At 73.1% G+C, this 24,222-nt stretch carries 26 protein-coding genes; 15 read left to right on the top strand and 11 right to left on the bottom strand.

All coding sequences use genetic code 11. From position 1 onward, the window contains the following. Positions 1-97 precede the first annotated feature (97 nt). Positions 98-676 (top strand): TetR/AcrR family transcriptional regulator, encoded by a 579-nt coding sequence (locus D0D15_RS17225; protein WP_094005311.1) that lies wholly within the window; start codon positions 98-100, stop codon positions 674-676. After that, positions 673-1,845, top strand: a complete 1,173-nt coding sequence (locus D0D15_RS17220) for an SGNH/GDSL hydrolase family protein (protein ID WP_094005312.1) — start codon at positions 673-675, stop codon at positions 1,843-1,845. The genes D0D15_RS17225 and D0D15_RS17220 overlap by 4 nt, the downstream gene beginning before the upstream one ends. On the opposite strand, the gene D0D15_RS17215 is transcribed toward D0D15_RS17220, so the two are convergent. Together D0D15_RS17215 and D0D15_RS17210 are read right to left on the bottom strand one after the other, a co-directional pair. Next, positions 1,812-2,900 carry a serine hydrolase domain-containing protein gene (locus tag D0D15_RS17215; RefSeq protein WP_094005313.1) on the bottom strand — a complete coding sequence of 363 codons (1,089 nt, stop codon included), beginning with the start codon at positions 2,898-2,900 and terminating at the stop codon, positions 1,812-1,814. The genes D0D15_RS17220 and D0D15_RS17215 overlap by 34 nt on opposite strands. Continuing rightward, positions 2,897-4,219 (bottom strand): flavin-containing monooxygenase, encoded by a 1,323-nt coding sequence (locus D0D15_RS17210; RefSeq protein WP_094005314.1) that lies wholly within the window; start codon positions 4,217-4,219, stop codon positions 2,897-2,899. The genes D0D15_RS17215 and D0D15_RS17210 overlap by 4 nt, the downstream gene beginning before the upstream one ends. A gap of 83 nt (positions 4,220-4,302) precedes the next feature. On the opposite strand from D0D15_RS17210, the gene D0D15_RS17205 reads away from it, so the two are divergent. Both D0D15_RS17205 and D0D15_RS17200 read left to right on the top strand, forming a co-directional pair. Then, positions 4,303-4,896: a TetR/AcrR family transcriptional regulator gene (locus D0D15_RS17205; RefSeq protein WP_094005315.1), complete on the top strand. Its 594-nt coding sequence runs from the start codon at positions 4,303-4,305 to the stop codon at positions 4,894-4,896. Between the two features lie 101 nt (positions 4,897-4,997). Further along, a complete protein-coding gene (locus D0D15_RS17200; protein WP_115944565.1) occupies positions 4,998-6,209 on the top strand; it encodes an acetyl-CoA C-acetyltransferase in 1,212 nt (403 codons plus the stop codon). Positions 6,210-6,219: 10 nt separating this feature from the next. Here the strand turns inward: D0D15_RS17200 and D0D15_RS17195 are convergent, their stop codons facing one another. Then, positions 6,220-7,707 carry a peptide MFS transporter gene (locus tag D0D15_RS17195; protein WP_233157244.1) on the bottom strand — a complete coding sequence of 496 codons (1,488 nt, stop codon included), beginning with the start codon at positions 7,705-7,707 and terminating at the stop codon, positions 6,220-6,222. A 175-nt stretch (positions 7,708-7,882) separates the two neighbouring features. Between D0D15_RS17195 and D0D15_RS17190 the strand changes: the two genes are divergently transcribed. Genes D0D15_RS17190 through D0D15_RS17180 form a run of 3 tightly spaced genes read left to right on the top strand, consistent with a single transcriptional unit; the run spans position 7,883 to position 9,970 of the window. Further along, on the top strand, positions 7,883-8,866 hold the full coding sequence (locus D0D15_RS17190) for an Lrp/AsnC family transcriptional regulator (RefSeq protein ID WP_233157245.1): 984 nt from the start codon (positions 7,883-7,885) through the stop codon (positions 8,864-8,866). Positions 8,867-8,870: 4 nt separating this feature from the next. Continuing rightward, complete coding sequence (locus D0D15_RS17185) at positions 8,871-9,446, top strand: class F sortase (RefSeq protein WP_094005318.1); 576 nt, start codon at positions 8,871-8,873, stop codon at positions 9,444-9,446. A 23-nt stretch (positions 9,447-9,469) separates the two neighbouring features. Next, the gene (locus D0D15_RS17180; protein ID WP_094005319.1) at positions 9,470-9,970 is read left to right on the top strand and encodes a hypothetical protein; all 501 of its coding nucleotides are present in this window, start codon (positions 9,470-9,472) and stop codon (positions 9,968-9,970) included. Positions 9,971-10,019: 49 nt separating this feature from the next. On the opposite strand, the gene glpD is transcribed toward D0D15_RS17180, so the two are convergent. From glpD to D0D15_RS17165, 3 genes are read right to left on the bottom strand one after another with little or no spacing between them, the layout of a single operon-like run. Continuing rightward, complete coding sequence (gene glpD / locus D0D15_RS17175) at positions 10,020-11,705, bottom strand: glycerol-3-phosphate dehydrogenase (RefSeq protein ID WP_115944564.1); 1,686 nt, start codon at positions 11,703-11,705, stop codon at positions 10,020-10,022. Between the two features lie 19 nt (positions 11,706-11,724). Beyond that, positions 11,725-13,236 (bottom strand): glycerol kinase GlpK, encoded by a 1,512-nt coding sequence (glpK, locus tag D0D15_RS17170; RefSeq protein ID WP_094005321.1) that lies wholly within the window; start codon positions 13,234-13,236, stop codon positions 11,725-11,727. An 18-nt stretch (positions 13,237-13,254) separates the two neighbouring features. Continuing rightward, positions 13,255-14,070: an MIP/aquaporin family protein gene (locus D0D15_RS17165; protein WP_094005322.1), complete on the bottom strand. Its 816-nt coding sequence runs from the start codon at positions 14,068-14,070 to the stop codon at positions 13,255-13,257. 153 nt (positions 14,071-14,223) lie between these two features. Here D0D15_RS17165 and D0D15_RS17160 point away from each other — a divergent pair, with 153 nt between their 5' ends. Both D0D15_RS17160 and glpK (D0D15_RS17155) read left to right on the top strand, forming a co-directional pair. Then, positions 14,224-14,985 carry an IclR family transcriptional regulator gene (locus D0D15_RS17160; protein WP_094005323.1) on the top strand — a complete coding sequence of 254 codons (762 nt, stop codon included), beginning with the start codon at positions 14,224-14,226 and terminating at the stop codon, positions 14,983-14,985. A gap of 30 nt (positions 14,986-15,015) precedes the next feature. Further along, positions 15,016-16,920, top strand: a complete 1,905-nt coding sequence (glpK, locus tag D0D15_RS17155) for a glycerol kinase GlpK (protein ID WP_094005472.1) — start codon at positions 15,016-15,018, stop codon at positions 16,918-16,920. Between the two features lie 25 nt (positions 16,921-16,945). Here the strand turns inward: glpK (D0D15_RS17155) and D0D15_RS17150 are convergent, their stop codons facing one another. Both D0D15_RS17150 and D0D15_RS17145 read right to left on the bottom strand, forming a co-directional pair. Further along, complete coding sequence (locus tag D0D15_RS17150) at positions 16,946-17,545, bottom strand: isochorismatase family protein (RefSeq protein WP_094005324.1); 600 nt, start codon at positions 17,543-17,545, stop codon at positions 16,946-16,948. A 71-nt stretch (positions 17,546-17,616) separates the two neighbouring features. After that, positions 17,617-18,600, bottom strand: coding sequence for a GlxA family transcriptional regulator (locus D0D15_RS17145; protein WP_094005325.1), 984 nt, complete (start codon positions 18,598-18,600; stop codon positions 17,617-17,619). Positions 18,601-18,748: 148 nt separating this feature from the next. On the opposite strand from D0D15_RS17145, the gene D0D15_RS17140 reads away from it, so the two are divergent. The 6 genes from D0D15_RS17140 (at position 18,749) to D0D15_RS17115 (ending at position 22,770) form a co-directional block, all read left to right on the top strand. Continuing rightward, on the top strand, positions 18,749-19,093 hold the full coding sequence (locus D0D15_RS17140) for an MmcQ/YjbR family DNA-binding protein (RefSeq protein WP_094005326.1): 345 nt from the start codon (positions 18,749-18,751) through the stop codon (positions 19,091-19,093). 41 nt (positions 19,094-19,134) lie between these two features. Further along, positions 19,135-19,671: a sugar O-acetyltransferase gene (locus D0D15_RS17135; RefSeq protein WP_275897103.1), complete on the top strand. Its 537-nt coding sequence runs from the start codon at positions 19,135-19,137 to the stop codon at positions 19,669-19,671. Between the two features lie 67 nt (positions 19,672-19,738). Then, positions 19,739-20,095, top strand: a complete 357-nt coding sequence (locus D0D15_RS17130; protein ID WP_094005327.1) for a hypothetical protein — start codon at positions 19,739-19,741, stop codon at positions 20,093-20,095. Between the two features lie 202 nt (positions 20,096-20,297). Further along, positions 20,298-21,521 (top strand): MFS transporter, encoded by a 1,224-nt coding sequence (locus D0D15_RS17125; protein ID WP_198958211.1) that lies wholly within the window; start codon positions 20,298-20,300, stop codon positions 21,519-21,521. Next, positions 21,521-22,312: an ArsR/SmtB family transcription factor gene (locus D0D15_RS17120; protein ID WP_094005329.1), complete on the top strand. Its 792-nt coding sequence runs from the start codon at positions 21,521-21,523 to the stop codon at positions 22,310-22,312. Before D0D15_RS17125 ends, D0D15_RS17120 begins: the two co-directional genes overlap by 1 nt. After that, a complete protein-coding gene (locus tag D0D15_RS17115; RefSeq protein ID WP_205414038.1) occupies positions 22,285-22,770 on the top strand; it encodes a DinB family protein in 486 nt (161 codons plus the stop codon). The genes D0D15_RS17120 and D0D15_RS17115 overlap by 28 nt, the downstream gene beginning before the upstream one ends. Positions 22,771-22,816: 46 nt before the next feature. Here D0D15_RS17115 and D0D15_RS17110 read toward each other — a convergent pair whose 3' ends face one another. From D0D15_RS17110 to D0D15_RS17100, 3 genes are read right to left on the bottom strand one after another with little or no spacing between them, the layout of a single operon-like run. Continuing rightward, complete coding sequence (locus D0D15_RS17110; protein ID WP_094005330.1) at positions 22,817-23,026, bottom strand: hypothetical protein; 210 nt, start codon at positions 23,024-23,026, stop codon at positions 22,817-22,819. Positions 23,027-23,029: 3 nt separating this feature from the next. Next, a complete protein-coding gene (locus tag D0D15_RS17105) occupies positions 23,030-23,488 on the bottom strand; it encodes a cupin domain-containing protein (RefSeq protein ID WP_094005331.1) in 459 nt (152 codons plus the stop codon). Next, complete coding sequence (locus D0D15_RS17100) at positions 23,488-24,150, bottom strand: hypothetical protein (RefSeq protein ID WP_094005332.1); 663 nt, start codon at positions 24,148-24,150, stop codon at positions 23,488-23,490. Before D0D15_RS17100 ends, D0D15_RS17105 begins: the two co-directional genes overlap by 1 nt. Positions 24,151-24,222: the final 72 nt, after the last annotated feature.

Genomic DNA, 24,222 nt, shown 5'->3' with positions numbered 1-24,222 from the left:
CCGCCGCTGGCACGCCTTCCGCACCCAATTTGTGTATAACGACCTATACGGCGCGACCTTCCTAAAACTTTTAGGAAGTATCTGATAGCCTTTAGGCATGGTGCGAGCGGGACTGACCGCGGAGCGGGTGGCCCAGGCCGGTGCGGAGCTGGCCGACGAGGCCGGGTTCGACGCGGTGACCCCGTCGGCGCTGGCGCGGCGCCTCGGGGTTCAGGTGGCGAGCCTGTATTCGCACGTGCGCAGCGCCCACGACCTCAAGGTCCGCATCGCGCTGCTCGCGCTGGGGGAACTCGCCGCGCGGGCCGCCGAGGCGCTGGCCGGGCGCTCGGGCAAGGACGCCCTGGTCGCGTTCGCCGGCGTCTACCGGGACTACGCCCGCCGGCACCCCGGCCGGTGGGCCGCGGCGCAGTTCCGGCTCGACCCGGAGCACGCCGCCGCGAGCGCGGGGCCCGAGCACACCCGGATGATGCGGGCGATCCTGCGCGGCTACGACGTGCCGGAAGCCGACCACCCGCACGCCGTCCGTCTGCTGGGCAGCGTCTTCCACGGCTTCGTCGCGCTCGAATCGGGCGGCGGGTTCGGCCACAGCGCGCCCGGCACCGGCCAATCCTGGACGCGAATCCTCGAGGTCCTCGACGCCACCCTGCGAAACTGGCCGGAACGGACCGGATCATGATCACCACACCGCTGACCGCGGACCTGCTGCGCGGCGCGCTGGACCTGGAAACCACCGCGCACGGCCTGCTGCCGCACCGCCTGCCCGCGTGGGCGCGCGCGAGGGCCGACGCGCAGCTGGCCATGGCGGAGTCGCAACCCTCCGGCGTGCGGCTGGCGATCCGGACCCGGGCCACCGTCGTCGAGCTGGACGCGCTGCGCACCACCCGCGCGTACGTGGGCGCCCCGCCGCGCCCGGACGGCGTGTACGACCTGTTCGTCGACGGCCGGTTCACCGCCCAGCGCGGCGTCGGCGGCGGCAACACCGTCCACCTCGACCTGTCCAGCGGCGCCGCCCGGATGGAGCCCGGCCCGCCCGGCACCGTGCGGTTCGACGGTCTGCCCGGCGCGGACAAGGACGTGGTGATCTGGTTGCCGCACAACGAGATCACCGAGCTGATCGCGCTGCGCACCGACGCGCCGGTCGAGCCGTCGCCGTCGCGGGGCCGCGTGTGGCTGCACCACGGCAGCTCGATCAGCCACGGCTCGGACGCCGCGAGCCCCGCCACCACGTGGCCCGCGGTCGCCGCCCGGCTGGGCGGCGCCGAGCTGGTCAACCTGGGCTTCGGCGGCAGCGCGCTGCTCGACCCGTTCACCGCGCGCGTCATGCGCGACACGCCCGCCGACCTGATCAGCGTCAAGATCGGGATCAACCTGGTGAACAGCGACGTGATGCGGCTGCGGGCGTTCACCCCGGCGGTGCACGGGTTCCTCGACACGATCCGCGACGGGCACCCGGACGTGCCGCTGCTGGTCGTCTCGCCGATCCACTGCCCGATCCACGAGGACACGCCCGGCCCCGGCGCGTTCGACCTCGCCGCGTTGCGGGCGGGCGTCGTGCGGTTCCGGGCCACCGGCGACCCCGCGGACGCCGCCGCGGGGAAACTCACGCTGCGCGTCATCCGCGACGAGCTGGCGCGGATCGTCGAGCAGCGCGCCGACGAGAACCTGCACTACCTCGACGGACGCGAGCTGTACGGCGAGGCCGACTACGCCGGACGCCCCCTGCCCGACGGCCTGCACCCCGACGCGGACACCCACCGGAGCATGGGGGAGCGGTTCGCCGGGCTCGCCTTCACCGGCCCGTTCGCGGCGCGTCAGTCCAGGCAGGACCGCAGCGCGTCCAGGTAGGCGGTCGTGTTCGGCGCGTTCAGCAGGCCCGGCGCCATCCGGTTCATGACGTAGGCGAAGGTCAGGCGCCGGTCGAGGTCGTTGACCACCACCGAGCCGCCGAAGCCGCTCCACCAGCACGTCCGGCCGTCCACCGCGTAGCCGAGCCCGAACCGGACCGGCGCGCCCAGCACCCGGTCCACGCCATCGGCCTGCACGTCGAAGATCCGGTCCACAGTGGACTCCGACAGGTAACGCCTGCCGTCGATCACGCCGCCGTGGGAGACGACCGATTGCAGCCGCGCCACCGAACGCGCGTTGCCCTGCCCGTTCAGCCCGCCCAGCTCGGCCGTGAGGAACGGCCGGGTGGTCGTCACCGCGGGCGGGATCAGCGGATTCGTCAGCGTCCGGATCGCCACCGCGCCGAGCGCGGCGTAGTCCACCCCGGACGACGGCGGCGGAACCAGCGTGGCGAGCCGGGAATCGAGGTCCGGCGGGGCGCCCAGCCAGTAGTCCGCCCCGAGCGGTTCGGCGAACTCCGCGCGCAGCACCGTGCCCAGCGACCGCCCGGTCACCCGCCGGACCAGCTCGCCGACCAGGTGCCCGTGGCTGACCGCCTGGTAGCCGGAGCCGTCGCCGGGTGTCCACCACGGCTCCTGGGCCGCCAGCAACGCGGCCGCTCGCGTGGTGTCGCAGACGTCGTCCAGCGTCACCGGCGCGTCCCACCCGCACACGCCCGACGTGTGGCCCAGGACGTGCCGCACCAGCACGCCTTCCTTGCCCGCGGCGCCGAACTCCGGCCAGTACCGCGCCACCGGCGCGTCCGGATCCAGCAGGCCCCGGTCGGCGAGTGCGAGCGCCACCAGCGCCACCATGGTCTTGGTCAGCGAGTACGTGGTCACCAGCGTGTCCCGCGTCCACGGCACGCCGGGGGAGGCGAAGCCACCCCACAGGTCCACCGCCACCACGCCGTCGGCGATCACGCAGACCGAGGCGCCCGCTTCGTCGCCGTCGCGCAACCGCTTCGCCAGCAGGTCGCCGAGCGCGGCGAACCGCGCGTCGCAGTGCCCGTTCACGTCAGGGCCGCCGCCCGCTTCCGGCCCGCCTCGATCTCCCGGTGCAGGTCCCGGACGTAGCGGGCGAAGTCGAGCTGGATGGTGTGCCGCGGCGCGGAGTAGTACTGCCCGAGGTGCTTGGCCTCGTCACGCGCGATGACCGCCGTCATCTCCGCCACGGCCGGCAGTTCGTACTCCCCGGTCAGGTGCGCGGCGATCAGCTTGCTCTGCTGCTCGGCCAGGTTCACGATCGTCGGGGACGCCTGCGCCAGCCCGGCGAAGTACAGGTTGCCGACGCCCGGCTTGACGATCCGCTTGAACAGCGGCATCCGGTGCTCGGCGTCCGGCAGCAGCTCCGGGTCGTCGAAGAACGGGAACGCCATCCGGTAGCCGGTCGCGCACACGATCACGTCGGCCTCGATGCGGGTGCCGTCCACGCACACCACGGCGTCGCCGTCCAGCCGCTCGATCGCGGGCACGCACGTCAGATCGCCCGAGCCGGCCTTGGCGAGGAAGTCCACGCTCACCGACGGGTGCGCGGACAGCGGCTCGTGGTCCGGCTTGGGCAGCCCGTAGTCCTCCATGTTGCCCAGCGTCTTCTTGATGGCCCGCCGGGACAGGGCCAGGCCGAGCTTCTTCGGCATCCACGGCGGCATCATCATCTTGTCCGCCGGTTTCCCGCCGCGGTACTTGGACAGCACCCACACCCCGCGCCGGGCGGACACCCAGACGTGCCGGGCGATCGCGCGGTGCGACAGCTCGGAGGCGATGTCCAGCGCCGAGTTCCCCATGCCCACCACCACGATCCGCTTGTCCCGCATGTCGACCGGGTCGAACGGGCTGCGGTAGGCGTGGCTGTGCAGGACCGGCCCGTCGAAGGTGCCCGGGTAGTCCGGCAGGTACGGGTTCCAGTGGTGGCCGTTGGCGACCACGAGCGCGTCGTAGGTCCGGGTCTCGCCGGTGGACAGGGTGACCCGCCAGGTGCCGCCGGACTGCCGTGCCGCGTGCTCGACGGCGGTGTTGAAGGTGATCGTGTCGCGCAGGCCGAAGTGGTCGACGTAGTCGCGGAAGTACTGGTGGATCAGCGAATGGTGCGGGAAGTGCGGCCAGTCCTCGCCCGCCGGGAAGTCCTCGAACTGCAGCCGCGTGGTCGAGGTGTCGATGTGCAGCGACTCGTAACAGGCCGAGCGCCCGTTGGGGTTGCCGAAGTACCAGTTGCCGCCGACGTCGTCGGACATCTCGAAGCAGTCGTAGGGGATGCCGTGGTCGCGCAGCCGCTTCGCGGTGGTGAAGCCGGAGCAGCCGGCGCCGATGATGCAGACGGTCGGGAGTGAACTCAACGCGTACCTCCTGTGCCGGCCACGATGCCGCAGTCACTGTGGCACGTTCGCTGACGCTGTGTCCAGTGAGTAGGCTGACCGTTATGACCCTGCGCGAGCGGCAGAAGCAGCAGACCCGGCGTGACCTGCTGGAGCAGGCCAAGGCGTTGTTCGTCGAGCGTGGCTACGCGGCGGTGACGATCGACGACATCGTCTCCGCGGTCGGCTGCAGCCGTGCGACGTTCTACCTGCACTTCACCGGCAAGCCCGAGGTGCTGCAGAAGATCGGCGCGGAGACGATGGCGCGGCGCGCGGTGGCGGTGTACGCGGAGCTGGACGAGGTGCTCGACTCCGGGTCGCGTGCCGAGTTCACCCGGTGGATGCGGCGCGCGGTGGCGTGGTTCGAGGAGAACCAGGCGATCCTGCCGGCGTGGGACGAGGCGGTCGCGCTCGAACCGGAGTTCCGGGCGATCGCCAAGCGCGCGGTCGACGAGCTGCCCGCCGCGATGCCGCGCTACCTGGCCCGCTGGGGGCCGGACCGCCGGGCCGAGGCGCACCTGCGGATCGAGCTGCTGGTCAGCCAGCTGGAGCGGTTCTTCACCCGGTGGGCGGTGCAGGGCACGATCACCTCCACGGCCGACGAGGCCGCGCAGGTGCTCAGCGACATCTGGTTCCCGGCCCTGCGGCCACCGCGCTGAGACGGTCGCCGTCTCAGTCGGATGCCAATCGGATATTGGACATCTCGGTGCCGGGGTGCGATGGTCGGAGGCATCTCTGCCCAGCCGTGAAAGGACGACGGATGTCCGTGGATGTCGTGATCTGCGAGCCCCTGCGCACGCCGATCGGCCGGTTCGGCGGAGCGCTGGCCGGGCAGACCCCTGCCGCGGTCGCCGCGCACGTGCTGGCCGCCGTGGTGGAGCGCACCGGCGTGGACCCGGAGCGCGTCGACGAGGTCATCCTCGGGCACGCCTACCCGACCTCGGAGGCGCCCGCGCTCGGGCGCGTGGCTGCTCTGGACGCCGGGTTGCCGGACACGGTCACCGGCATCCAGATCGACCGCCGCTGTGGTTCGGGCCTGCAGGCCGTGCTGGACGCCGCGATGCAGATCCGCGCCGGGTTCAGCGAGGTGGTGCTCGCCGGTGGCGCGGAGGTGATGAGCGCCGCGCCGTACTACACGCACGAGGGCCGCTGGGGCATCAAGGGCGCCGGGCTGCAGCTGCACGACTCGCTGGCGCGCGGCCGGGCCACCGCGGGCGGGGTCCACCACCCGATCCCGGGCGGGATGATCGAGACCGCGGAGAACCTGCGGCGCGAGCACGGCATCTCCCGCGAGGACCAGGACGCGCTCGCGCTGCGCTCGCAGCAGCGGGCGGCCCGGGCGATCGAGGGCGGGCTGTTCAAGGAGGAGATCGTCCCGGTCACCGTGCGCTCCCGCAAGGGCGAGACGGTGGTCGACGCCGACGAGCACCCGCGCCCGGACACCACGGCCGAGGGCCTGGCGAAGCTGAAGCCGGTCATGATCCGCACCGACCCGGAGGCGACGGTCACCGCGGGCAACGCGAGCGGCCAGAACGACGCGGCGGCGGCGTGCCTGGTCAGCAGCCGGGAGACCGCCGAGAAGCTCGGGCTGCGCCCGCTGGTGCGGCTGGTGTCGTTCGCGCGCGCCGGCGTGCCCGCGGAGACGATGGGGATCGGGCCGGTGCCCGCGACCCGGGCGGCCCTGGACAAGGCCGGGCTGTCGCTGCGCGATCTGGACCTGATCGAGCTGAACGAGGCGTTCGCCGCCCAGGTGCTGGCCTGCACCCGCACGCTCGGCCTGAGCGACACCGACGAGCGGCTCAACGTCAACGGCTCCGGCGTGTCGCTGGGCCACCCGGTAGGCGCGACCGGCGCCCGGATCCTGACGACGCTGGCGAGGGAACTCACCCGCCGCGAGGCGCGCTACGGCCTGGAAACGATGTGCATCGGCGGCGGCCAGGGCCTGGCCGCGGTGTTCGAGCGCGTGGCCTGACCGGCGTGGTTCATCGCCGCCCCTGGTGCTCCACTGTGGACACCCGGCGTTCGGTGAGCCGCCGGATGAGTGGCGCGAGCGCGAACAGGATCGCGGCGAGGACGACCGCGCCCAGGCCGAGCAGGCCGAAGTAGGCGGCCGCCGACCCGGCGTCGTAGAACTTCACCAGCTGCGCCCCGATGCCCTGCCCGGCGGCGTTCGACGACAACCACAGGCCCATCGTCTGCGTGGCGAACGCCGCGGGCGCCAGCCGGGTCGTCGCGGACAAACCGATGGGGGACAGGCACATCTCGCCGATCGTGACCACCGCCAGGCTGCCGATCAGCCACAGCGGGCTGGTCTGGCCGGGGCTGGCCGCCGGGACCACGAGCATCAGGTACGACAGCCCGGCGATCGCCAGGCCGGCCGCGAACTTGTGCGCCGTGGCGGGGGAGCGGGCGGACCGGTCCAGGCGCAGCCACATCACCGCGAACACCGGCGTCAGCACGATCAGCACCAGCGACCCGACCGACTGGAACCACGACGCCGGGATGGTGAACCCGAACGCGCCCAGGTCGGTGCTCTCGTCCGCGTACTGGGCGATCACCGTCGCACCCTGCTCCTGGATGCACCAGAACGCGACCGCGGCGACGAACATCGGGATGTAGCCGCGCACCCGCGCCCGCTCGGCCGCCGTCGTGCGCCTACTGCGCAGCATGACCGTGAAGTAGCCGACGGGCAGCGCGATCGCGAGCACGCTGATCAGGTCGACGATCCGGCCCGGGCCGAGCGCACCGGTGCCCACGGCCACGGACAGCACGGCGACGAGCACCGCGATCCCGGCCGCCACCGCGGCCAGCCGCGCCCGGGGAACCTCGCCCAGCCGCAGCGGGTTCTTCGGCGCGTAGCTGAGCGGGCTCAGGTGGCGCTGGCCGCGCACGTAGACGACGAGGCCGAGCGCCATGCCGATCGCCGCGAGACCGAACCCGAGGTGGTAGTCGTAGTTCTCGCCGACGGTGCCGACGATCAGCGGCGCGGCGACCGCCCCGACGCTGATCCCCATGTAGTAGATGCTGAACCCGGAGTCGCGCCGCGGATCGTCCGGCGCGTAGAGGTCGCCCACCGACGAGGAGATCGTCGGCTTCAGCAGCCCGGTGCCGCTCGCGATGAAGATCATCGACGCGAACAACGCGCCGGCGCCGGCGGGGATCGCCAGGCAGACGTGCCCGCACATGATCAGGACACCGCCGGTCAGCGTCGCCCGCCGGTCCCCGAGCAGCCGGTCGCTGATCCAGCCGCCCAGGATCGCCGCCATGTAGGTGGCCGAGCCGTAGACCGCGATCAGCGATTTCGCGCTGCCCGGGTCGATGCCGAGCCCGCCGTCCAGAATCCGGTCGGTCATGTAGTACAGCAGCAGCGCGCGCATGCCGTAGTAGGAGAACCGTTCCCACGCCTCGGCGAAGAACAGCCCGACCAGCCCGCGCGGCTGGCCGAAGAACATCCGATCCGTACTCGCCACGGCCACGCCCACCCTCCGACCCGCGTCCAATGGGCGCAGACGATACATCCGCCGCCAGCGGTGATCAATGGATGATTCGGTGGTCCGGTCGGCGAATACTCGCTGTTACGACTTCGCCAGGGCGTTCCGCGCGATTCGATCGGCGATCGGGTCCGGCGTGCGTTAGGTTGTTCCCGTGCCCGGGAACCTGGACGAGATCGACGAGCTGCTCGTCCGCGCCCTGCACGAGGACGGCCGGGCCTCCTACGAGACGCTGGCCCGCCTGGCCGGGCTCGCCCGCTCGACCACCAAGGCCCGCGTGCAGCGCCTGCTCGCCGACGGCGCGCTGCGGGTGGTCGGCGCGATCCACCCCGCGGTGTTCGGGCTGCACCAGCTCGGTCACGTGACCATCGAGACCGGCGGTCCGGCCGTCCCGGTCGCGCGGCAGATCGCCGGACTCGGCGAGGTCTCCTTCGTCACCACCACGGCCGGCCGGTTCGCGGTCACCGCCGAGCTGCGCGCCGCCGACCTGGAGTCGTTCGCCCGCGGCCTCGCACGCGTGCAGGCCGTGCCCGGGGTGCGCGCGCTGCAGACGATGACCTTCCTGCGCATCTGGAAGGACCCCTACTTCCCGCCGGGGCCGCTGGACAGCCCCGGCCCGCTCGCGCACATCGACCTCGACGCCGCCGACCACGCGCTGCTCGCGCACCTGCGCGTCGACGGCCGCGCGTCCTTCGCCGAGCTGGCGAGCGTCACCGGCCTGTCCCCGGGGGCCACGCGGGCCCGGGTGCTGCGGCTGCTGGACACCGGCGTGGTGCACATCGGTGCGCTGGTGCGGATGACGCCGCTGAGCCGCGTCCACACGATGGGGTTCGCGCTGCACGTCAACGGCGACATCGAACCGGTGGCGCGCAAGATCGCGGCGCTGCCGGAGATCGACTGCCTGGCGACCGGGATCGGCTGGTGCGGCGGCATCGGCACCATCCGGGCCGGCTCGCTCGACGACGTGCTCGCCACACTGGAGCGGGTGCGCGGCCTGCCGGGCGTGCGGACGGTCGAAGCGTGGACGCACCTGCGTGCCATCAAGGAGGAGAACGACCGGGCGCTGCCCCTGGCCGGCCAGGGTGCACGTCACGGTTCGGTGTCGGTGGCAACCGGATCGGGCCGGGGAGCGAGTTAGCGGCATGGTTGCCGTGAGGGTTTTCGTCGCGCTGCTCGGCCTGCTCCTGCTCGGCGGGTGCGCCGCGCAGCAAGCGCCGGTGCCGGTGCCGCCCGGCGTGACCACCGCGGAGACCACCGCGGAGGCCGCGGCGCCGGTGGAGCCGGAACTCGTCGACATCCCGCGCATCGGCGCGCGCTCCACGCTCGTCCCGCTGGGACTCAACGCCGACGACACCATCGAGGTGCCGCCGGTGACCCAGCCGATGCAGGCGGGCTGGTACCGCCACGGGCCGGCACCGGGCGAGGCGGGACCGGCCGTGATCCTCGGGCACGTCGACGGTGGCGGGCAGAAGGGGATCTTCCACCGGCTGAAGGAACTCGCGCCGGGGGACGAGGTGGCGGTGTCGCGAAAGGACGGTTCGGTCGTCCGCTTCGCGGTGTCCCGCGTCGAGCAGATCGACAAGGACGAGTTCCCCACCGAGGCGGTCTACGGCGACACCGCCGGGCCCGAGCTGCGCCTGATCACCTGCGGGGGCAGCTTCGACCGGGCCGCGCACAGCTACCGGGACAACATCATCGTCTTCGCCGTGCTCCGGTGAAGACCGATTCTGGGAGGAAAACCATGCAGCACAAGAGAATTCTCGCCGGCGCCGGGCTGCTGGCGTTCGCGGCGGGGATGCTGAACACGCCCGCGGCCGGCGCGACCGCGCCGCCGCCGAAGCTGAGCGTGTCCCCGTCCTCGGTGTCGGCGGGGGAGGTGCTGGAGTTCACCGCGGTCTGTGCGGGCAACGCCAGCACCGTGACCTCGCCCGGGCTGGCCGCGCCGGTCACGATGACCCGCACGCTCGACGGCTACGCCGGCACCGGGAAGGCCGCCGCCAAGCCCGGCAGCCACGCGGCCACCTTCACCTGCTCCGGCAGCGGCGGCCCGGCCGGCAACGGCACGGCGACCGTCACGTTCACGATCACCGGCCCCACGCCCACCACGACGACGAAACCCCGGCCGGACACGCCGACGGCCACCCGCACGCCGGCCCCCTCGAAGACCACCCCGAAGGCCCCGCAGGTCAAGGTGCTGCCGAAGGGCGCCCCGGAAACCGGCGACGGCACGTTGGCGGGGTAAGGCCGAGCCCCGGGTGATCCCACCCCTCGTCGGATCACCCGGGGCCGGCTCACCCCAGCGCGGGGACCGCCAGGCGGCGTTCGTTCGCGGTGGCGTCGTCGGGCGCCTCCTGGGCGGTGCGCTCCGCCTCGACGCGGGCCCGGTAGTGGGCCACCTCGCGGTCGCGGCGCTCGGGCGACCAGCCCAGCTCCGGCGCGATCAGGCCGGCCACCACCGGCGCCGCCGCCAGGCCGCGGTCCCGCTGCTCGATCGAGATCCGCGTCCGCCGCGTCAGCACGTCCTCCAGGTGCAGCGCTCCCTCGTGCGTGACGGCGTACACCGCCTCCGCCTTCAGGTACTCCGGCGCGTCCGGGATCTCCTCGCCCAGCTCCGGCCGCTCACCGGCCAGCTCCAGGACCTCCTCGGCCGCCGTGCCGTAGCGGCCCAGCAGGTGCTCGATCCGCGACACCGGCAGCCCGGCGCACCGGGCGAGCGCGTACCGGTCCTCCCACATCCGCGCGTACCCGCGCGCGCCGACGATCGGCAGCCGGTCCGTCCACGACGGCGGCGCCGGACGGTCCACATCGGACATCGCGGCGTCCACCGCGTCCGCCGCCATCACCCGGTACGTCGTGTACTTGCCGCCGGCCACGACCACCAGCCCCGGCACCGGGTGCGCCACCGCGTGCTCCCGGGACAGCTTGGTCGTCGCGGTCGCCTTCGCCGCCAGCAACGGCCGCAGCCCCGCGTACACGCCTTCGATGTCGTCGTGCGTCAACGGCTTGCGCAGCACCGCGTTGACGTGGCCGAGCACGTAGTCGACGTCCGCGCGGCTGGCCGCCGGGTGCTCGCGGTCCAGGTCCCAGTCGGTGTCGGTGGTGCCGACGATCCAGTGCGGTCCCCACGGGATCACGAACAGCACGCTCTTCTCGGTGCGCAGGATCAGCCCGGTGTCCAGGTCGATCTTCTCGCGCGGCACCACCAGGTGGATGCCCTTCGACGCGCGCACCGTGAACGGCTTCTCGATGCCCGCGGCCTCGGCGATGTCGTCGCTCCACACCCCGGTCGCGGCGATCACCACGCGCGCCCGCACGGTGATCTCCGCGCCGCTCTCCCGGTCGGTGACCCGCGCGCCGGTGACCCGCTCGCCGTCGCGCACCAGCTCGGTGACCCGCGCCCGGGTGACCACCGCCGCGCCCTGGTCGGCGGCCGTGCGGGCGATCATCATCGTGTGCCGGGCGTCGTCGACCTGCGCGTCGTAGTACTGGATCGCGCCGATCAGCGCGTCGTCCTCGAGGCCGGGCGCCACCTCGAACGCGCGGCGCCGGCTCAGGTGACGGTGCCGCGGCAGCGCCCGCGCCCCGCCGAGCGTGTCGTACAACGTGACCCCGGCGCCGATGTAGCCGCGCTCCCAGACGCGGTGCCGCAGCGGCACCAGGAACTTCACCGGGCGCACCAGGTGCGGCGCGAGCGTGCGCAGCAGCAGCCCGCGTTCGCGCAGCGCCTCCCGCACCAGCTTGAAGTCCAGCTGCTCCAGGTAGCGCAGCCCGCCGTGGATCAGCTTGCTCGACCGGCTGGACGTGCCGGCCGCCAGGTCACGTGCCTCGACGAGCGCGACGGACAGCCCGCGCGACGCGGCGTCCAGCGCGGCGCCCGCGCCGGTGACACCACCACCGACGACGAGCACGTCGAACTCTTCGTTGGCCAGGCGCCGCAGCGAGTCGCCGCGGTAGGCGGGGGACAGGGGTTGGGACACGGCTTTCTCCTCGTGATCGTCAGTCGACGTCGACCCAGTCGAGTGTGCGGCCGACGGCCTTCTGCCAGCCGGCGTAACCCTCGGCGCGCTGGGTGTCGCTCCAGGACGGTTCCCAGCGCCGGTCCTCGTTCCAGTTCTGTTCCAGCTCGCCGGTCGACCGCCAGAACCCGGCGGCCAGCCCGGCCGCGTAGGCGGCCCCGAGCGCGGTGGTCTCGGCGACGACCGGCCGCGACACCGGCACGCCGAGGATGTCGGCCTGCAGCTGCATGCACAGCTCGTTCGCGGTGACGCCGCCGTCCACGCGCAGCACGTCGAGCGTGACGCCGGAGTCGTTCTGCATGGCCTCCACCACGTCGCGCGTCTGGTAGCAGATCGACTCCAGCGTCGCGCGCGCCAGGTGGGCGTTGGTGGTGGCGCGGGTCAGGCCGACGATCGCGCCGCGCGCGTCCGAGCGCCAGTACGGCGCGAACAGCCCGGAAAACGCCGGCACGAAGTAGATCCCGCCGTTGTCCTCGACCTGCCGGGCCAGCGTCTCGCTCTGCGACGCGCCGCTGATGATGCCCAGCTGGTCCCGCAGCCACTGCACGGCCGACCCGGTGACCGCGATCGAGCCCTCCAGCGCGTACACCGGCTTGTCGTCGCCGAACTGGTAGCACAGCGTGGTGAGCAGCCCGTGCTGGGACCGGACCAGCTCGTGGCCGGTGTTGAGCAGCAGGAAGTTGCCGGTGCCGTAGGTGTTCTTGGCCTCGCCCGGCCGGAAGCACACCTGCCCGACGGTGGCCGCCTGCTGGTCGCCCAGCACCCCGGTGATCGCGATCTCCCCGCCGAGCGGGCCGTCGGCGCGGGTGGTGCCGAAGTGGCCCGACGACGGCCTGATCTCCGGCAGCATCCGCCGCGGGATGCCGAAGAACGACAGCAGCTCGTCGTCCCAGTCCAGCGTTTCCAGGTCCATCAGCATGGTACGGGAGGCGTTGGTGACGTCGGTGACGTGCACGCCGCCGTCCACCCCGCCGGTGAGGTTCCAGATCAGCCAGCTGTCGGTGGTGCCGAACAACGCGTCGCCGTTCTCCGCGTCCACGCGGACGCCCTCGACGTTGTCCAGGATCCACTGGAGCTTGCCGCCGGAGAAGTACGTGGCGGGCGGCAGCCCGGCCTTGCGGCGGATCACCTCGCCCTGGCCGCCGCGCTCCAGCGCCGAGGCGATGCGGTCGGTGCGGGTGTCCTGCCACACGATCGCGTTGGTGTAGGGGCGGCCGGTGCGCCGGTTCCACACCACGGTGGTCTCGCGCTGGTTGGTGATGCCCAGCGCGGCCAGGTCGGACACCGTCAGGTTCGCCTTGGTCAGGGCGCTGGCGATCACCGCGCGGGTGCGTTCCCAGATTTCGGTCGGGTTGTGCTCGACCCAGCCCGGCCGGGGCAGGATCTGCTCGTGCTCGAGCTGGTGGCGGGCGATCTCGTTGCCGCCGTGGTCGAAGATCATGAAACGGGTGCTGGTGGTGCCCTGGTCGACGGCACCGACGAAATCGGGCATGGTCACTCCTTCGTGAACTCAGGCGGTGGGCTCGAGGGCCTTGGCGGGCCCGATGTCCTCGGTGCGGGGCAGGTGGCGGCTGATGAAGTACTTGTAGATCGCGCCGCCGATCACCGCGCCGACGATCGGCGCGACGACGGGCACCCACCAGTACGGGCTGCCGTACTGGTCGTTCCACGCGGTGTCGTAGCCGGTCAGCCAGGACGCCAGGCGCGGGCCGAAGTCACGGGCCGGGTTGATGGCGTAGCCGGCGTTGGTGCCCCACGCCATGCCGATCCCCACCACCAGGAAGCCGACGACGACCGGGCCGAGGTTCGCGGCGGGCGCGGTGTTGCGCAGGTCGGTGATGGCGAAGATGACCAGGGCCAGGATCGCGGTGCCGATCACCTGGTCGCGGAAGGCGCCCCAGTCGCCCACCGGCAGCGCGCCGTTGCCGGGCAGGGTCGAGAACACGCCCTGGGTCTTGATGGTCAGGCCGGGGTCGACGGCGTTGAGCACCTCGGTGTAGTTCCAGCGCACCAGCAGCGCGGCGACGAACGCGCCGGCGGTCTGGGCCAGGGCGTAGGGGGCGACCTTGCGCCACGAGAACCCCTGGAACACCGCCAGCGCGACGGTGATCGCGGGGTTGAGGTGGGCGCCGCTGATCCGCGAGGCGACGTAGACACCCAGCGTGACGCCGATGCCCCAGGCCCAGGCGATGCTGTCGTGGTCCCCGATTCCGGCGGCGCTGACCTGCGCCACCACCCCGCATCCGAACAGGATGAGGATCATCGTCCCCACGAACTCGGCGGCGAGTTCGCCGGCGAGCCCGTGAGCCTTGAGGCTTCGCGTCATTGCTTCCTCCACAAAGGACCGGTTCCCCCATTGGTGACGCCGAAGCTATGACCGCGGGGAGACCGGGGCAACGCGCCGCGGTCGGCATTGCCGAACACCCGGAGAGGCGGTTCGACATTGTCGAACTCCGTCCCGCCGCGTTAGGGTCCCGCTGTGCCCGGTCCGATCCAGTCCATCGAACGCGCCGCCGCGATCCTGCGGCTGCTGGCGCGCGGTTCCGGACGCCTCGGCGTCGTCGAGATCGCCGAGTCGCTGGAGCTGGCCAAGGGCACCGCCCACGGCATCCTGCGCACGCTGGCCGGCGTCGGGTTCGTCGAACAGGACCGCGACACCGGCAAGTACCGGCTCGGGGCGGCGCTGCTGCACCTGGGCAGCAGCCACCTCGACGTCAACGAGCTGCGCTCGCGGGCCATCAACTGGGCCGACGCGCTGGCCGCCCGCAGCGGTGAGGCGGTGCGGATCGGCGCCCCGCTCCAGGGCCGGGTGCTGGTGGTGCACCACGTGTTCCGCCCGGACGACAGCCCGCAGACCCTCGACACCGGCTCGCTGCTGCCGCTGCACGCCACCGCGCTGGGCAAGGTCCTGCTCGCCTACGACGCCGCGCTCCTGGCGTCGTGGCGCTCGGCCGAGCCGGAGGCCTACACCCGCCGCACGCTGGCGCCGGCCGCGCTCACCCGGGCACTGGCCGAGGTCCGCCGGGCCGGGTGGGCGGCCGAGCGCGGCGAGATGGTGCCGGGCGAGGCCGGGATCGCCGCGCCCATCCGGGGCCACGGTGGCATCGTGGTCGGGGCGATCGGCGTCTCCGGCGCCGAGGACCGGATCTGCGAGCCGAGCGGGACGCCGAAACCGCGGCTGGCCGAGCAGGTCCGCGACGCGGCCAGGGCGGTGTCGCGCGACCTCGTCGCGTCCCGGTGAGGAGGAGGTGAGGCGGTGCAGCACTACGTGATGGCGGTCGACCAGGGCACCACGTCCACCCGGTGCATCTTGTTCGACGCCCGCGGGCGGCTGGTGTCGGTGGCGCAGCGCGAGCACCAGCAGCACTTCCCGCGCCCCGGCTGGGTCGAGCACGACGCCACCGAGATCTGGCGCAACCTCGCCCGGATCGTGCCGCAGGCGCTGGCCGACGCCGGGATCGGCGCCGAGCAGGTCGCCGCGCTCGGGATCGCCAACCAGCGCGAGACCACGGTGCTGTGGGACCGGCACACCGGCGTGCCCGTCGGCCGGGCGATCGTGTGGCAGGACACCCGCACCGACGGCATGGTCGAGGCGCTGGCCCGCGAACCGGGCGCGGACCGCGTCCGGCGGCTGTGCGGGCTGCCGCTGGCGACGTACTTCTCGGCGCCGCGCATCCGCTGGCAGCTGGAGCACACGCCCGGTCTGCGCGAGCGGGCCGAGCGCGGTGACGTGCTGTTCGGCACCATCGAGAGCTGGCTGATCTGGAACCTCACCGGCGGGCCGGAGGGCGGCGTGCACGTCACCGACGTCACCAACGCCTCCCGCACCATGCTGATGAACCTGCGCACGCTGTCCTGGGACGACGAGCTGCTGGAGTTCTTCGACGTGCCGCGCGCGATGCTGCCGGAGATCCGCTCGTCGACCGAGGTGTACGGGACGACGTCGCGGGTGGTGCCGGGGATCCGGATCGCCGCGGCGCTCGGTGACCAGCAGGCCGCGCTGTTCGGGCAGACGTGTTTCGCGCCCGGAGAGGCGAAGTGCACCTACGGCACCGGCAGTTTCCTGTTGCTCAACACCGGGACCACGCCGGTGCTGAGCACCCACGGCATGCTCACCACGGTCGGGTTCCGCATCGGGGACGAGCCCGCGGTGTACGCGCTGGAGGGTTCGATCGCCGTCACCGGGTCGCTGGTGCAGTGGTTCCGCGACGGGCTGGGCCTGATCGGCAGCGCGCCGGAGATCGAGACGCTGGCGCGGACGGTCGAGGACAACGGCGGGTGCTACATCGTGCCGGCGTTCTCCGGGTTGTTCGCGCCGCACTGGCACAGCGAAGCGCGGGGCGTGATCGCCGGGCTGACCTCCTACATCACGAAGGGGCACCTGGCGCGGGCGGTGCTGGAGGCCACCGGGTGGCAGACGCGCGAGGTGGTCGAGGCGATGAACGCCGACTCCGGGATCGCGCTGTCCACGTTGCGGGTGGACGGCGGGATGACCGCGGACAACCTGCTCATGCAGTTCGTCGCGGACGTGCTGGACGTGCCGGTGGTGCGGCCGATGGTGGCCGAGACGGTGTCGCTGGGCGCGGCGTACGCGGCGGGGTTGTCGGTGGGGTACTGGCCGGACCTGGAGGGGTTGCGGCGCAACTGGCACCGCGCGGGCCAGTGGCTGCCGGAGATGGACCCGGCCCGCCGCGAGCGGGAGTACGCGCACTGGCGGCAGGCGGTCGGGCTGACGTTCGGCTGGACGCGCCCGTCCCCGGCGGCGACCCCCGGCACCGACGTGACGGAGCTGGTGCAGGCCGACCACCGGCGGTTCGAGGAGCTGTTCCGGGAGCTGCGCAACGACCAGGCCGACCGGGCGGCGCTGGCGGGTGAGCTGGCCGCGTTGCTGACCGCCCACGCCGCGGCGACTTCGCGTGTGCTCCACCCGGCCGAGCCGGGGGTGGACCTCGCCGCCGATGTGCTCGCGCTGGTGGAGTCCGGTTCGGAGAAAGCGTTGCTGCGCCTGGAATCCGCCGTCGATGACCACATTCGCGCGGAGGAGCGCGGGCTGCTCAACGACCTGCGCCGCACGGTGTCCCCGGCGGAGCGGCTGAGCCTGGGCCGGGCGTACGCGGCGGAACGGGCGCGCCGCCTGGACGCGACGCCGGATCCGGGGCGCGGGCTGCGCCTGTGACGGGGCAGCCCGCGCCGGTGACCGGTCAGATCAGGTCGTCCACCGTGGGGGCGATCGTGCCGAACAGGTCGCCGATCGTGGTCAGGGCCGCGGTGTGGAGCGCGCCGGCCGCCACGGGGGTGCCGTCCGGGCCGGGCAGGGTCCGGGCGGCGCTGGCCTCGGCGACGACCGTCGGGCGGTAGCCGAGGTTGAAGGCGCCCTGGGCGGTGAACATGACGCACATGTGGGTCATGAAACCGGCCAGCACCAGGTCCGGCCCCGCGCCCAGCTCGCGCAGCGTCTTGTCCAGCTCGGTGTCGTGGAAGGCGTTCGGCATCTGCTTGACCACCACGGGTTCCCCGTCGGCGGGGGCGACCTCCGGGCTGATCGCGCCGATCTCGGCCCGGACGTCGTAGGGGCTGCCCGGGCCGCCGTCGTTGACGACGTGGACCACCCGGGATCCGGCCTGCCGGGCGGCGGCCAGCAGGCGGGCGCCGGCGGCGAGGGCGGGTTCGGCGTCGGCGAGGGCCATCACGCCGGTGCGGTAGGTGTTCTGGTAGTCGATCAGGACCAGCGTGGCGTCGGCGAGCCGGGGCAGCTCCTTGCCGAGGCCCATCACCTCACGCAGGGTCGCGGACACGGTCATGTGAACTCCTTCTGGGCAGGGGTAACGACGGGCGCGGCGGGATTGCCGGGCCCGGAGACTGGGGAATCGGGTCAGACGGTGGTGCGGAAACGGCGGCGGTAGGCCGCCGGGGTGGTGCCGATCTGCTTGCGCATCGCCCGGTGCAGGGTCTCCACCGACCCGAGCCCGCAGACCGCGGCGACCCGGTCCAGTGGTTCGTCGGTGCTCTCCAGCAGGCGCCGGGCCGCCTCCACCCGGGCGGCTTCGACGTAGGCGGCCGGGGTGTCGCCGGTCTCCTGCCGGAAGACCCGGGCGAAGTGCCGCTCGCTCAGGCACATCCGGGCCGCCAGCGCCGCGGTGGACAGGTCGCCGTCGAGGTGGTCGGCGATGAACAGGCGCAGCTCGTCGATGTCCCGGCGGGAGGCCGGTGGCCGGCTCAGCGGCACCGAGAACTGGCTCTGCCCGCCCTGGCGCTTGAGGTACATGACCAGCTGCCGGGCCACCGCCAGGGCGACCTCCTCGCCCAGGTCCTCGGCCACCAGCGCGAGCGACAGGTCCATGCAGGCGCTGATCCCGGCGCCGGTCCAGACGTTGCCGCACCGCACGAAGATCGGGTCGGGGTCCACCCGCACCGCCGGGTGGTCGGCGGCCAGCTGGGCCGCGGTCGACCAGTGGGTGGTGGCGGTCTTGCCGTCCAGCAGCCCGGCCGCCGCCATCACGTGCGCGCCCACGCACACCGACGCCACCCGGCGGGCCAGCGGCGCGGTCGCCTTCACCCAGGCCACCACCTCCGGGTCGATCCGCGCGACCGGCCCGTCCGGGTGCAGGTCGACCGCGCCGGGCACCAGGAGCGTGTCCAGCGCGCCGTCCACGTCGGCGAAGGCGAGGTCGGTCACCAGGCGCACGCCCGCCGAGGTGGTGATCACGCCGGAGTCCGGCCCGGCGAGCTGGACGCGGTAGCCCGCGGCGCCGCCGGTCTCCCGGTTGGCCAGCGCGAACACCTCGGCCGGACCGGTGACGTCGAGGAGGTCGACGTCGGGGAAGACCGCGATCACGATGCGGCGGGTGGTTGCCATGTACCCATCGTGGCCGCTGGAGGGGCGTGGCGGCAATGACGGTGTTCTGTCAGATCCGGACACCTGGCGAAGAGACCTCGGCCCTGGACCGAATCCTGGCGCGGCGCCCGGTTTGTCTAGGCTGGGACCGGACAGTGGGGGTGTGCGGATGAGCGTGCGTGCTGCGGAGTTCCACCGGATGGTGGACGCGCTGGCGGAGGTCCAGCGCGGCAAGGGCAGCGAGTACACGTCCTTCAGCGTGCGCGGCAAGCGGTTCGGCTACTACTGGCCGCGGACGGAGACCGTGGGCCTGAAGCAGACGCTGATCGAGCAGCAGGCGCTGGTCGCGGAGCGGCCGGAGGTGTTCGAGGAGCAGTTCACGGCGGGCGGCTTCGGCTGGGTGGTGGTCCACCTGGCCGGCATCGACGCCGACGAGCTGGCCGAACTGGTCTACGAGGCGTGGCGGTTGTCCGCGCCGGAGGAGCTGATCGACGCGCAGCCGCTGCCGCGGTAGCGGCTGGCGCGCCGGTGCGGCCACTGGCAGTGTGGTGACGCGTGGGTGATCAGCGGGACCGGATGCTCGCGGGCGAGCTGTACCGCGCCGACGACCCGGAGCTGCAGGCCGGGTTGTGCCGCGCGGCCGGGTTGCAGCGGCGGTTCAACACGGACGCGGACCCGGCGGTGCTGCGGGAGCTGCTGGGCTCGGTGGGGGAGGACGTCGAGGTCCGCCCGCCGCTGTACGTCGACTACGGCTCGCACGTCACGATCGGGCCGCGCACGTTCCTCAACTACGGCGTGGTGCTGCTCGACGTCGCCCCGATCACGATCGGCGCGGACGTGCAGATCGGCCCCGGCGTCCAGCTGCTGACCCCGACGCATCCGCTCGACGCGGAGCTGCGGCGGGCGAAGTGGGAGGCCGGGAAGCCGGTCACGGTGCACGACAACGTCTGGCTGGGCGGTGGGGTGATCGTGTGCCCCGGCGTGACGATCGGGGCGGACACCGTGGTCGGCGCGGGCGCGGTGGTGACGCGCGACCTGCCGCCGAGCGTGGTGGCGGTGGGCAACCCGGCGCGGGTGGTGAAAACGCTCTGAGTCCTGTCGATCCGGCGCGTGGTGGTTCGACGTACCGGTATCAGGCACGAGGAGGAGGACGAGAGCGATGACCACCACGACACTGCTGAGCCGGATCGCCCTGGACGACGCGCTCGTCGCCGAGGACCACGCCGAGGAGAGCGGCTTCCTGGACCCGCTGGACCGGATCACCTGCCCGGTGCACCGCCGCTGGATCCACCAGTGCTGCCACAGCGACCTGCACGTCAGCCAGGTCAGCGGGCACCGCTGGTGCCGCCCGTGCCGGCGGGCGCTGGAGGTCGCGGTCGACGAGGTGCTCGGCACGGTCACCCTGCGCTGCCCCGGGTGCGCCCGCGGAAGCCACACCCGCGCCCACGCCCAGCTGATCACCGCCTGCGAGGCGAGCCTCACCGCGGCGACCCGCGCCGCGCGGCGCGCCGCCTGACGGTCACACCGCGAGCCGGTCCCGCCCGGGCGGCGCCGCAAGGTGCCGCCACGTCCCGAACCACGAGCCGGCCCGGCCTGGGCGGCGGCGAAGGTCTCCCCACGTCGAGCGAGCCGTGGACCTCCTGTCACAACGGCCGGTTGTGACACGCCGCCCGGTGCGTTGTTGGTGGTGCCACCCCGGGTTCGGCTTGCCTGTCCCGGTGCGGAAATCAACGAACCTCGGCCGTCCGTTCGCGTGGTTGTGGGCCGCTTACGCGGTCAGCGCCTACGGGACCGGGCTCGGCTTCGGCGCGTTCACGGTCGTCGCCGTCGATGTGCTGCACGCGGGACCGGCGCAGGTCTCGGCCCTGTCGGCGGCCGGGCTCGCGATCGGCGCGCTGCTGGCTGTGCCGCTGGGGCCGTGGATGGAGTGGCGCGCCAAGCGGCCGGTCATGATCGCGATGGACCTGGTCCGCTTCGCCGCGCTGGCCTCGGTCCCGCTCGCCCACTGGCTCGGCGTGCTGTCCTTCGCGCAGCTGCTCGTGGTCGCGGTGATCGCGGGCGCGGCGAAGATCGCGTTCACGGCCGCCGCCGGCGCCTACCTCAAGACCCTCGTCCCCGCCGACCGGCTTCTCGTCGCCACCAGCCGGTTCGAGTCCACCACCTGGTCGGCCACGGTCGTCGGACCGCCGCTGGGCGGCGCGGCGATCGGGGTGCTCGGCCCGGTGGTGACCGTCCTCGCCGACGCCGTCAGCTACCTGCTGTCCGCGCTGGGCCTCGCCGCGATCCGGCACCGCGAACCGCCCCCGCGCGGGACCACGGCCACCCGCCGGTGGCGCGACCTCGCCGAGGGGTGGCGCCTCATCCTCGCCCACCCCACGCTGCGCCGGCTCTTCGCCAACACCATCGCCGTCAACGCGCTGATCATGGCAGGCGAGCCGATCGTGTCCGTGCTCATGCTCGCCCACCTGGGGTTCCCGGCCTGGCAGTACGGGCTGGCGTTCGCGGTGCCCTGCCTCGGCGGCCTGATCGGGTCGCGCCTGGCCCGCCGGATCGCCGCCCGCCTCGGGGAACACCGGGTGCTGCGGGTCTTCGGCACGCTTCGCGTGGTCTGGCCGCTGGGGCTCGCCGCCGTCCAGCCGGGACCGGCCGGGCTGGTGATCGTCATGGGCACCCAGTTCGGGCTCATCGTCTGCCTCAGCGTCTACAACTCCGTCCTCGCCGCCCACCGGCTGAACCACGTCGAGACCGGGCGGCACGCCCGCGTGCTCACCGCGTGGTCGATCAGCTCCAGCGCCGCGATCGCCGTCGTCACGGTGCTGTGGGGGCTGCTCGCCCAGGCCGTCGGACCGCGCGCGGCGCTGGCCCTGGCGGGGGTCGTCCTGCTCGCCACGCCGGTCCTGCTGCCCGGACGGTTGACAAAAGGCAGGTATTTACCTGCATAATGGTCGGCGTGAGCGCGGAAGCGATGGACGCGGTGTTCAAGGCGCTGGCCGACCCCACCCGGCGGTTGCTCCTGGACCGCCTGCGGGAACAGAACGGACAGACGCTGAGCCAGGTGTGCGAGCGGCTCGGCATGGCCCGCCAGTCGGCGACCCAGCACCTCGACGTCCTGGTGCGGGCCGGTCTCGTGACCGTCGTGCGCCGCGGGCGGCAGCGCCTGCACTACCTGAACCCGGCGCCGATCCACGAGATCGAGCAGCGCTGGATCGCCGAGTTCGACAAGCCCCGGCTGCGCGCGCTCGCGGCCATCAAAGCCCAGGCAGAGGAGTCCGCCATGACCATCCCGACCTACGTCTACGTCACCTACATCCGCGCCGGCGCCGAGCAGGTGTGGCACGCCCTCACCGACGCGGACCTGACCGCGCGGTACTGGGGGCACTCCAACGTCTCCGACTGGCAGCCCGGCTCGCCCTGGGAGCACCGCCGCACGGACGGATCGGGCGCGGCCGACGTCGTGGGGAAGGTGATCGAGTCCGAGCCGCCGACGCGTCTGGTCATCACGTTCGAGGACTCACCCGAAGAGTCGCGGGAGCCGTCGGTGGTCACGTTCCTCGTCGAACCGCACCAGGACATCGTGCGGCTCACCGTGACCCACGAGAAGCTGCCCAACCGGGAGATGCTGAACGGGATCTCCGCCGGGTGGCCGGCGGTGCTGGCGAACCTGAAGTCGCTGCTGGAGACCGGCGACGTGCTGCCGCAGGCGCCGTGGGAGATGTCGGCGGCGCACGCGTGATCGCGGGGTTGCGCGACGCCTGCCGCGGGCTGCTCGACGCCGCCGCCGGGCGGTTCACCGAACCGCCCGCGGGCGAGTGGAGCGCGGGCCAGATCCTGGCCCACGTCTCGATCGTCAGCGCGGTGACGATCGGGGCGGTCTCGGCCGTCGCCGCGGGTGAGCACACCACCTACGACAACCGCGTCGCCCAGGACCGCTGGACGCTGTCCCGGATCATCGAGCTGGCCGGCGGGAGCGCCGGGCTCCGCGAGCGCATCCACCGCCAGGGCGAGGCGCTGTGCACCCTCACCTCGGCGCTGAGCGAGGCCGAGCTGGACACCCCGGTCCCGGCGCGGCTGGTGTCCGGTGACGCGGTGCTGGTGGACCGGCCGCTGCCGCTGCGGGATCTGATCACCGGCCTGGCGGAGACCGAATTGCCGGGCCACACCAAGCAGTTGCTCGCGCTGCGGTCCGGTTAGGACAGTGCGACGAGGATGACGCGAAGCGTTCCTCGTGGACCCCGGCTCAAGCGTCGTCGAGCAAGGTGCCCAGCTTCGCCTCCGCGATCGCGAACAACGCGTCCAGCGACTGGGGCTCCACCCGCAACCGCGCGGCGATCCGGGCTCGCGGGACGCCGGCGTCGCGCAGCCGCAGCGCCTCGGCGTAGGCGTCCGGCAGCCGCGCGATCGCCGCGTCCCGCGTGGACGGTGGATCGCCGGACGGGCGCCCTGCCACCTCTCAGCTGCCCGGTTCCAGGAGGCTGACGCCGTGCCGGCGGATCACCTCCAGCACCGCCGGCAGCACCTCCTCGATCGGCCGGCCCGCCGGCACCGTCGCCGCGAAGTCGGCGAAGAACCGGCCCGCGCCGTCGCCGGTGGTGATCGCGAGCACCCGTGCGGCCTTGCTCGTCACCTCGAAGGTGAAGGGGCACCGGGCCGGAATCGTGATGGCCGCGCCCGGGCCGAGGTCGTGGACCTCGCCGCCGGCGTGCACCGTCACGTCCCCCTCGACGACGTACATCGTCCCCGCCCACGGCGACCGGTGCGGCGGTCCCGCGGGTGCCCGCGGCGCCTCGACCTCGAACACCTCGTACACCCCACCGGTGTGTTCCGCGCCCGCCTTGACCGTGTGCACCCCGTCCGGCATGGCGAGCGGCACACCCGCGCCGGGCCCGGTGAGGTGGATCTTGCCGGTCATCACGCCTCCTGCTGGGTGATCAGGGCCTGCGCGCACCCGGCGAACCCGGCCGCGAGGACGAGCCAGGCGACCAGTGCCGCGATGCCGGAACCGGAGAACCACGAGACCGGGATCGCCACCGCGGCCAGGATGAGCGCGGCACCGGCCCACACCGGCGCCGCGTGCCCGCGCACGATCGCGACACCGAGCAGGATCAGGCCGGCGAGCCCGGCGAAGAAGACGAAACCGAGGATGCCGGACGGGATGTCCTCCGCGGTGTCCATCATGGTCACCGTCGTGGACACCGGCACGCCGCTCTTGAGCGCGACGTAGGCCAGCGCCTCGGTGTCCAGACCGACCGGGAGCGCCGCGCCGAACGCCAGCACGGTGCCGGCCAGACCGAGCGTGGGCGCGTTCCGGCGGGCCACGCGGCCGGCGGTGAGCACGGCCGGCACCCACAGGAGCGTGGACACCGCGGCCAGCCAGGCCGTCGCCGGGTAGCCGTCCGGATCGGCGGCCATCCGCTGCGCGATCGCGGTGTTGCTGGTGCCGGCGATGTCCAGGTCCAGCGCCAGGCTCACGGCGACCAGCAGCGGGGCCAGCACGGCGGACGCGCCCATGAGGTACCTCGCCACCGGCGGCAGGGCGAGGCCGGACCGGGGCCCGGTGTGCACAGCGACCATGACGTCCCTCCTTCGGGAACGGCGGAACCCTGACGCGCCCAGCCTGATCCGGCCTCGGGCCGGGCACACGAG

The organism is Amycolatopsis thermalba, assembly GCF_003385215.1.
GTDB classification, from domain to species: Bacteria; Actinomycetota; Actinomycetes; order Mycobacteriales; family Pseudonocardiaceae; genus Amycolatopsis_E; species Amycolatopsis_E thermalba.
Note: the sequence above shows the minus strand (reverse complement) of the source record. Positions and strands in the feature narration are given on the sequence as shown.

Bases quoted from the DNA above. Each gene is read 5' to 3' on its own strand.
- D0D15_RS17140 (WP_094005326.1), top strand. From the start codon at position 18,749: ATGAGCGTGCGTGCTGCGGAGTTCCACCGGATGGTGGACGCGCTGGCG.
- D0D15_RS17205 (WP_094005315.1), top strand. From the start codon at position 4,303: ATGACCCTGCGCGAGCGGCAGAAGCAGCAGACCCGGCGTGACCTGCTG.
- D0D15_RS17165 (WP_094005322.1), bottom strand. From the start codon at position 14,070: ATGACGCGAAGCCTCAAGGCTCACGGGCTCGCCGGCGAACTCGCCGCC.
- D0D15_RS17145 (WP_094005325.1), bottom strand. From the start codon at position 18,600: ATGGCAACCACCCGCCGCATCGTGATCGCGGTCTTCCCCGACGTCGAC.
- D0D15_RS17185 (WP_094005318.1), top strand. From the start codon at position 8,871: ATGGTTGCCGTGAGGGTTTTCGTCGCGCTGCTCGGCCTGCTCCTGCTC.
- D0D15_RS17105 (WP_094005331.1), bottom strand. From the start codon at position 23,488: ATGACCGGCAAGATCCACCTCACCGGGCCCGGCGCGGGTGTGCCGCTC.
- D0D15_RS17130 (WP_094005327.1), top strand. From the start codon at position 19,739: ATGACCACCACGACACTGCTGAGCCGGATCGCCCTGGACGACGCGCTC.
- D0D15_RS17225 (WP_094005311.1), top strand. From the start codon at position 98: ATGGTGCGAGCGGGACTGACCGCGGAGCGGGTGGCCCAGGCCGGTGCG.
- D0D15_RS17100 (WP_094005332.1), bottom strand. From the start codon at position 24,150: ATGGTCGCTGTGCACACCGGGCCCCGGTCCGGCCTCGCCCTGCCGCCG.
- D0D15_RS17150 (WP_094005324.1), bottom strand. From the start codon at position 17,545: ATGACCGTGTCCGCGACCCTGCGTGAGGTGATGGGCCTCGGCAAGGAG.
- D0D15_RS17120 (WP_094005329.1), top strand. From the start codon at position 21,521: ATGGTCGGCGTGAGCGCGGAAGCGATGGACGCGGTGTTCAAGGCGCTG.
- D0D15_RS17180 (WP_094005319.1), top strand. From the start codon at position 9,470: ATGCAGCACAAGAGAATTCTCGCCGGCGCCGGGCTGCTGGCGTTCGCG.
- glpK (WP_094005472.1), top strand. From the start codon at position 15,016: ATGGCGGTCGACCAGGGCACCACGTCCACCCGGTGCATCTTGTTCGAC.
- D0D15_RS17200 (WP_115944565.1), top strand. From the start codon at position 4,998: ATGTCCGTGGATGTCGTGATCTGCGAGCCCCTGCGCACGCCGATCGGC.
- D0D15_RS17220 (WP_094005312.1), top strand. From the start codon at position 673: ATGATCACCACACCGCTGACCGCGGACCTGCTGCGCGGCGCGCTGGAC.
- glpK (WP_094005321.1), bottom strand. From the start codon at position 13,236: ATGCCCGATTTCGTCGGTGCCGTCGACCAGGGCACCACCAGCACCCGT.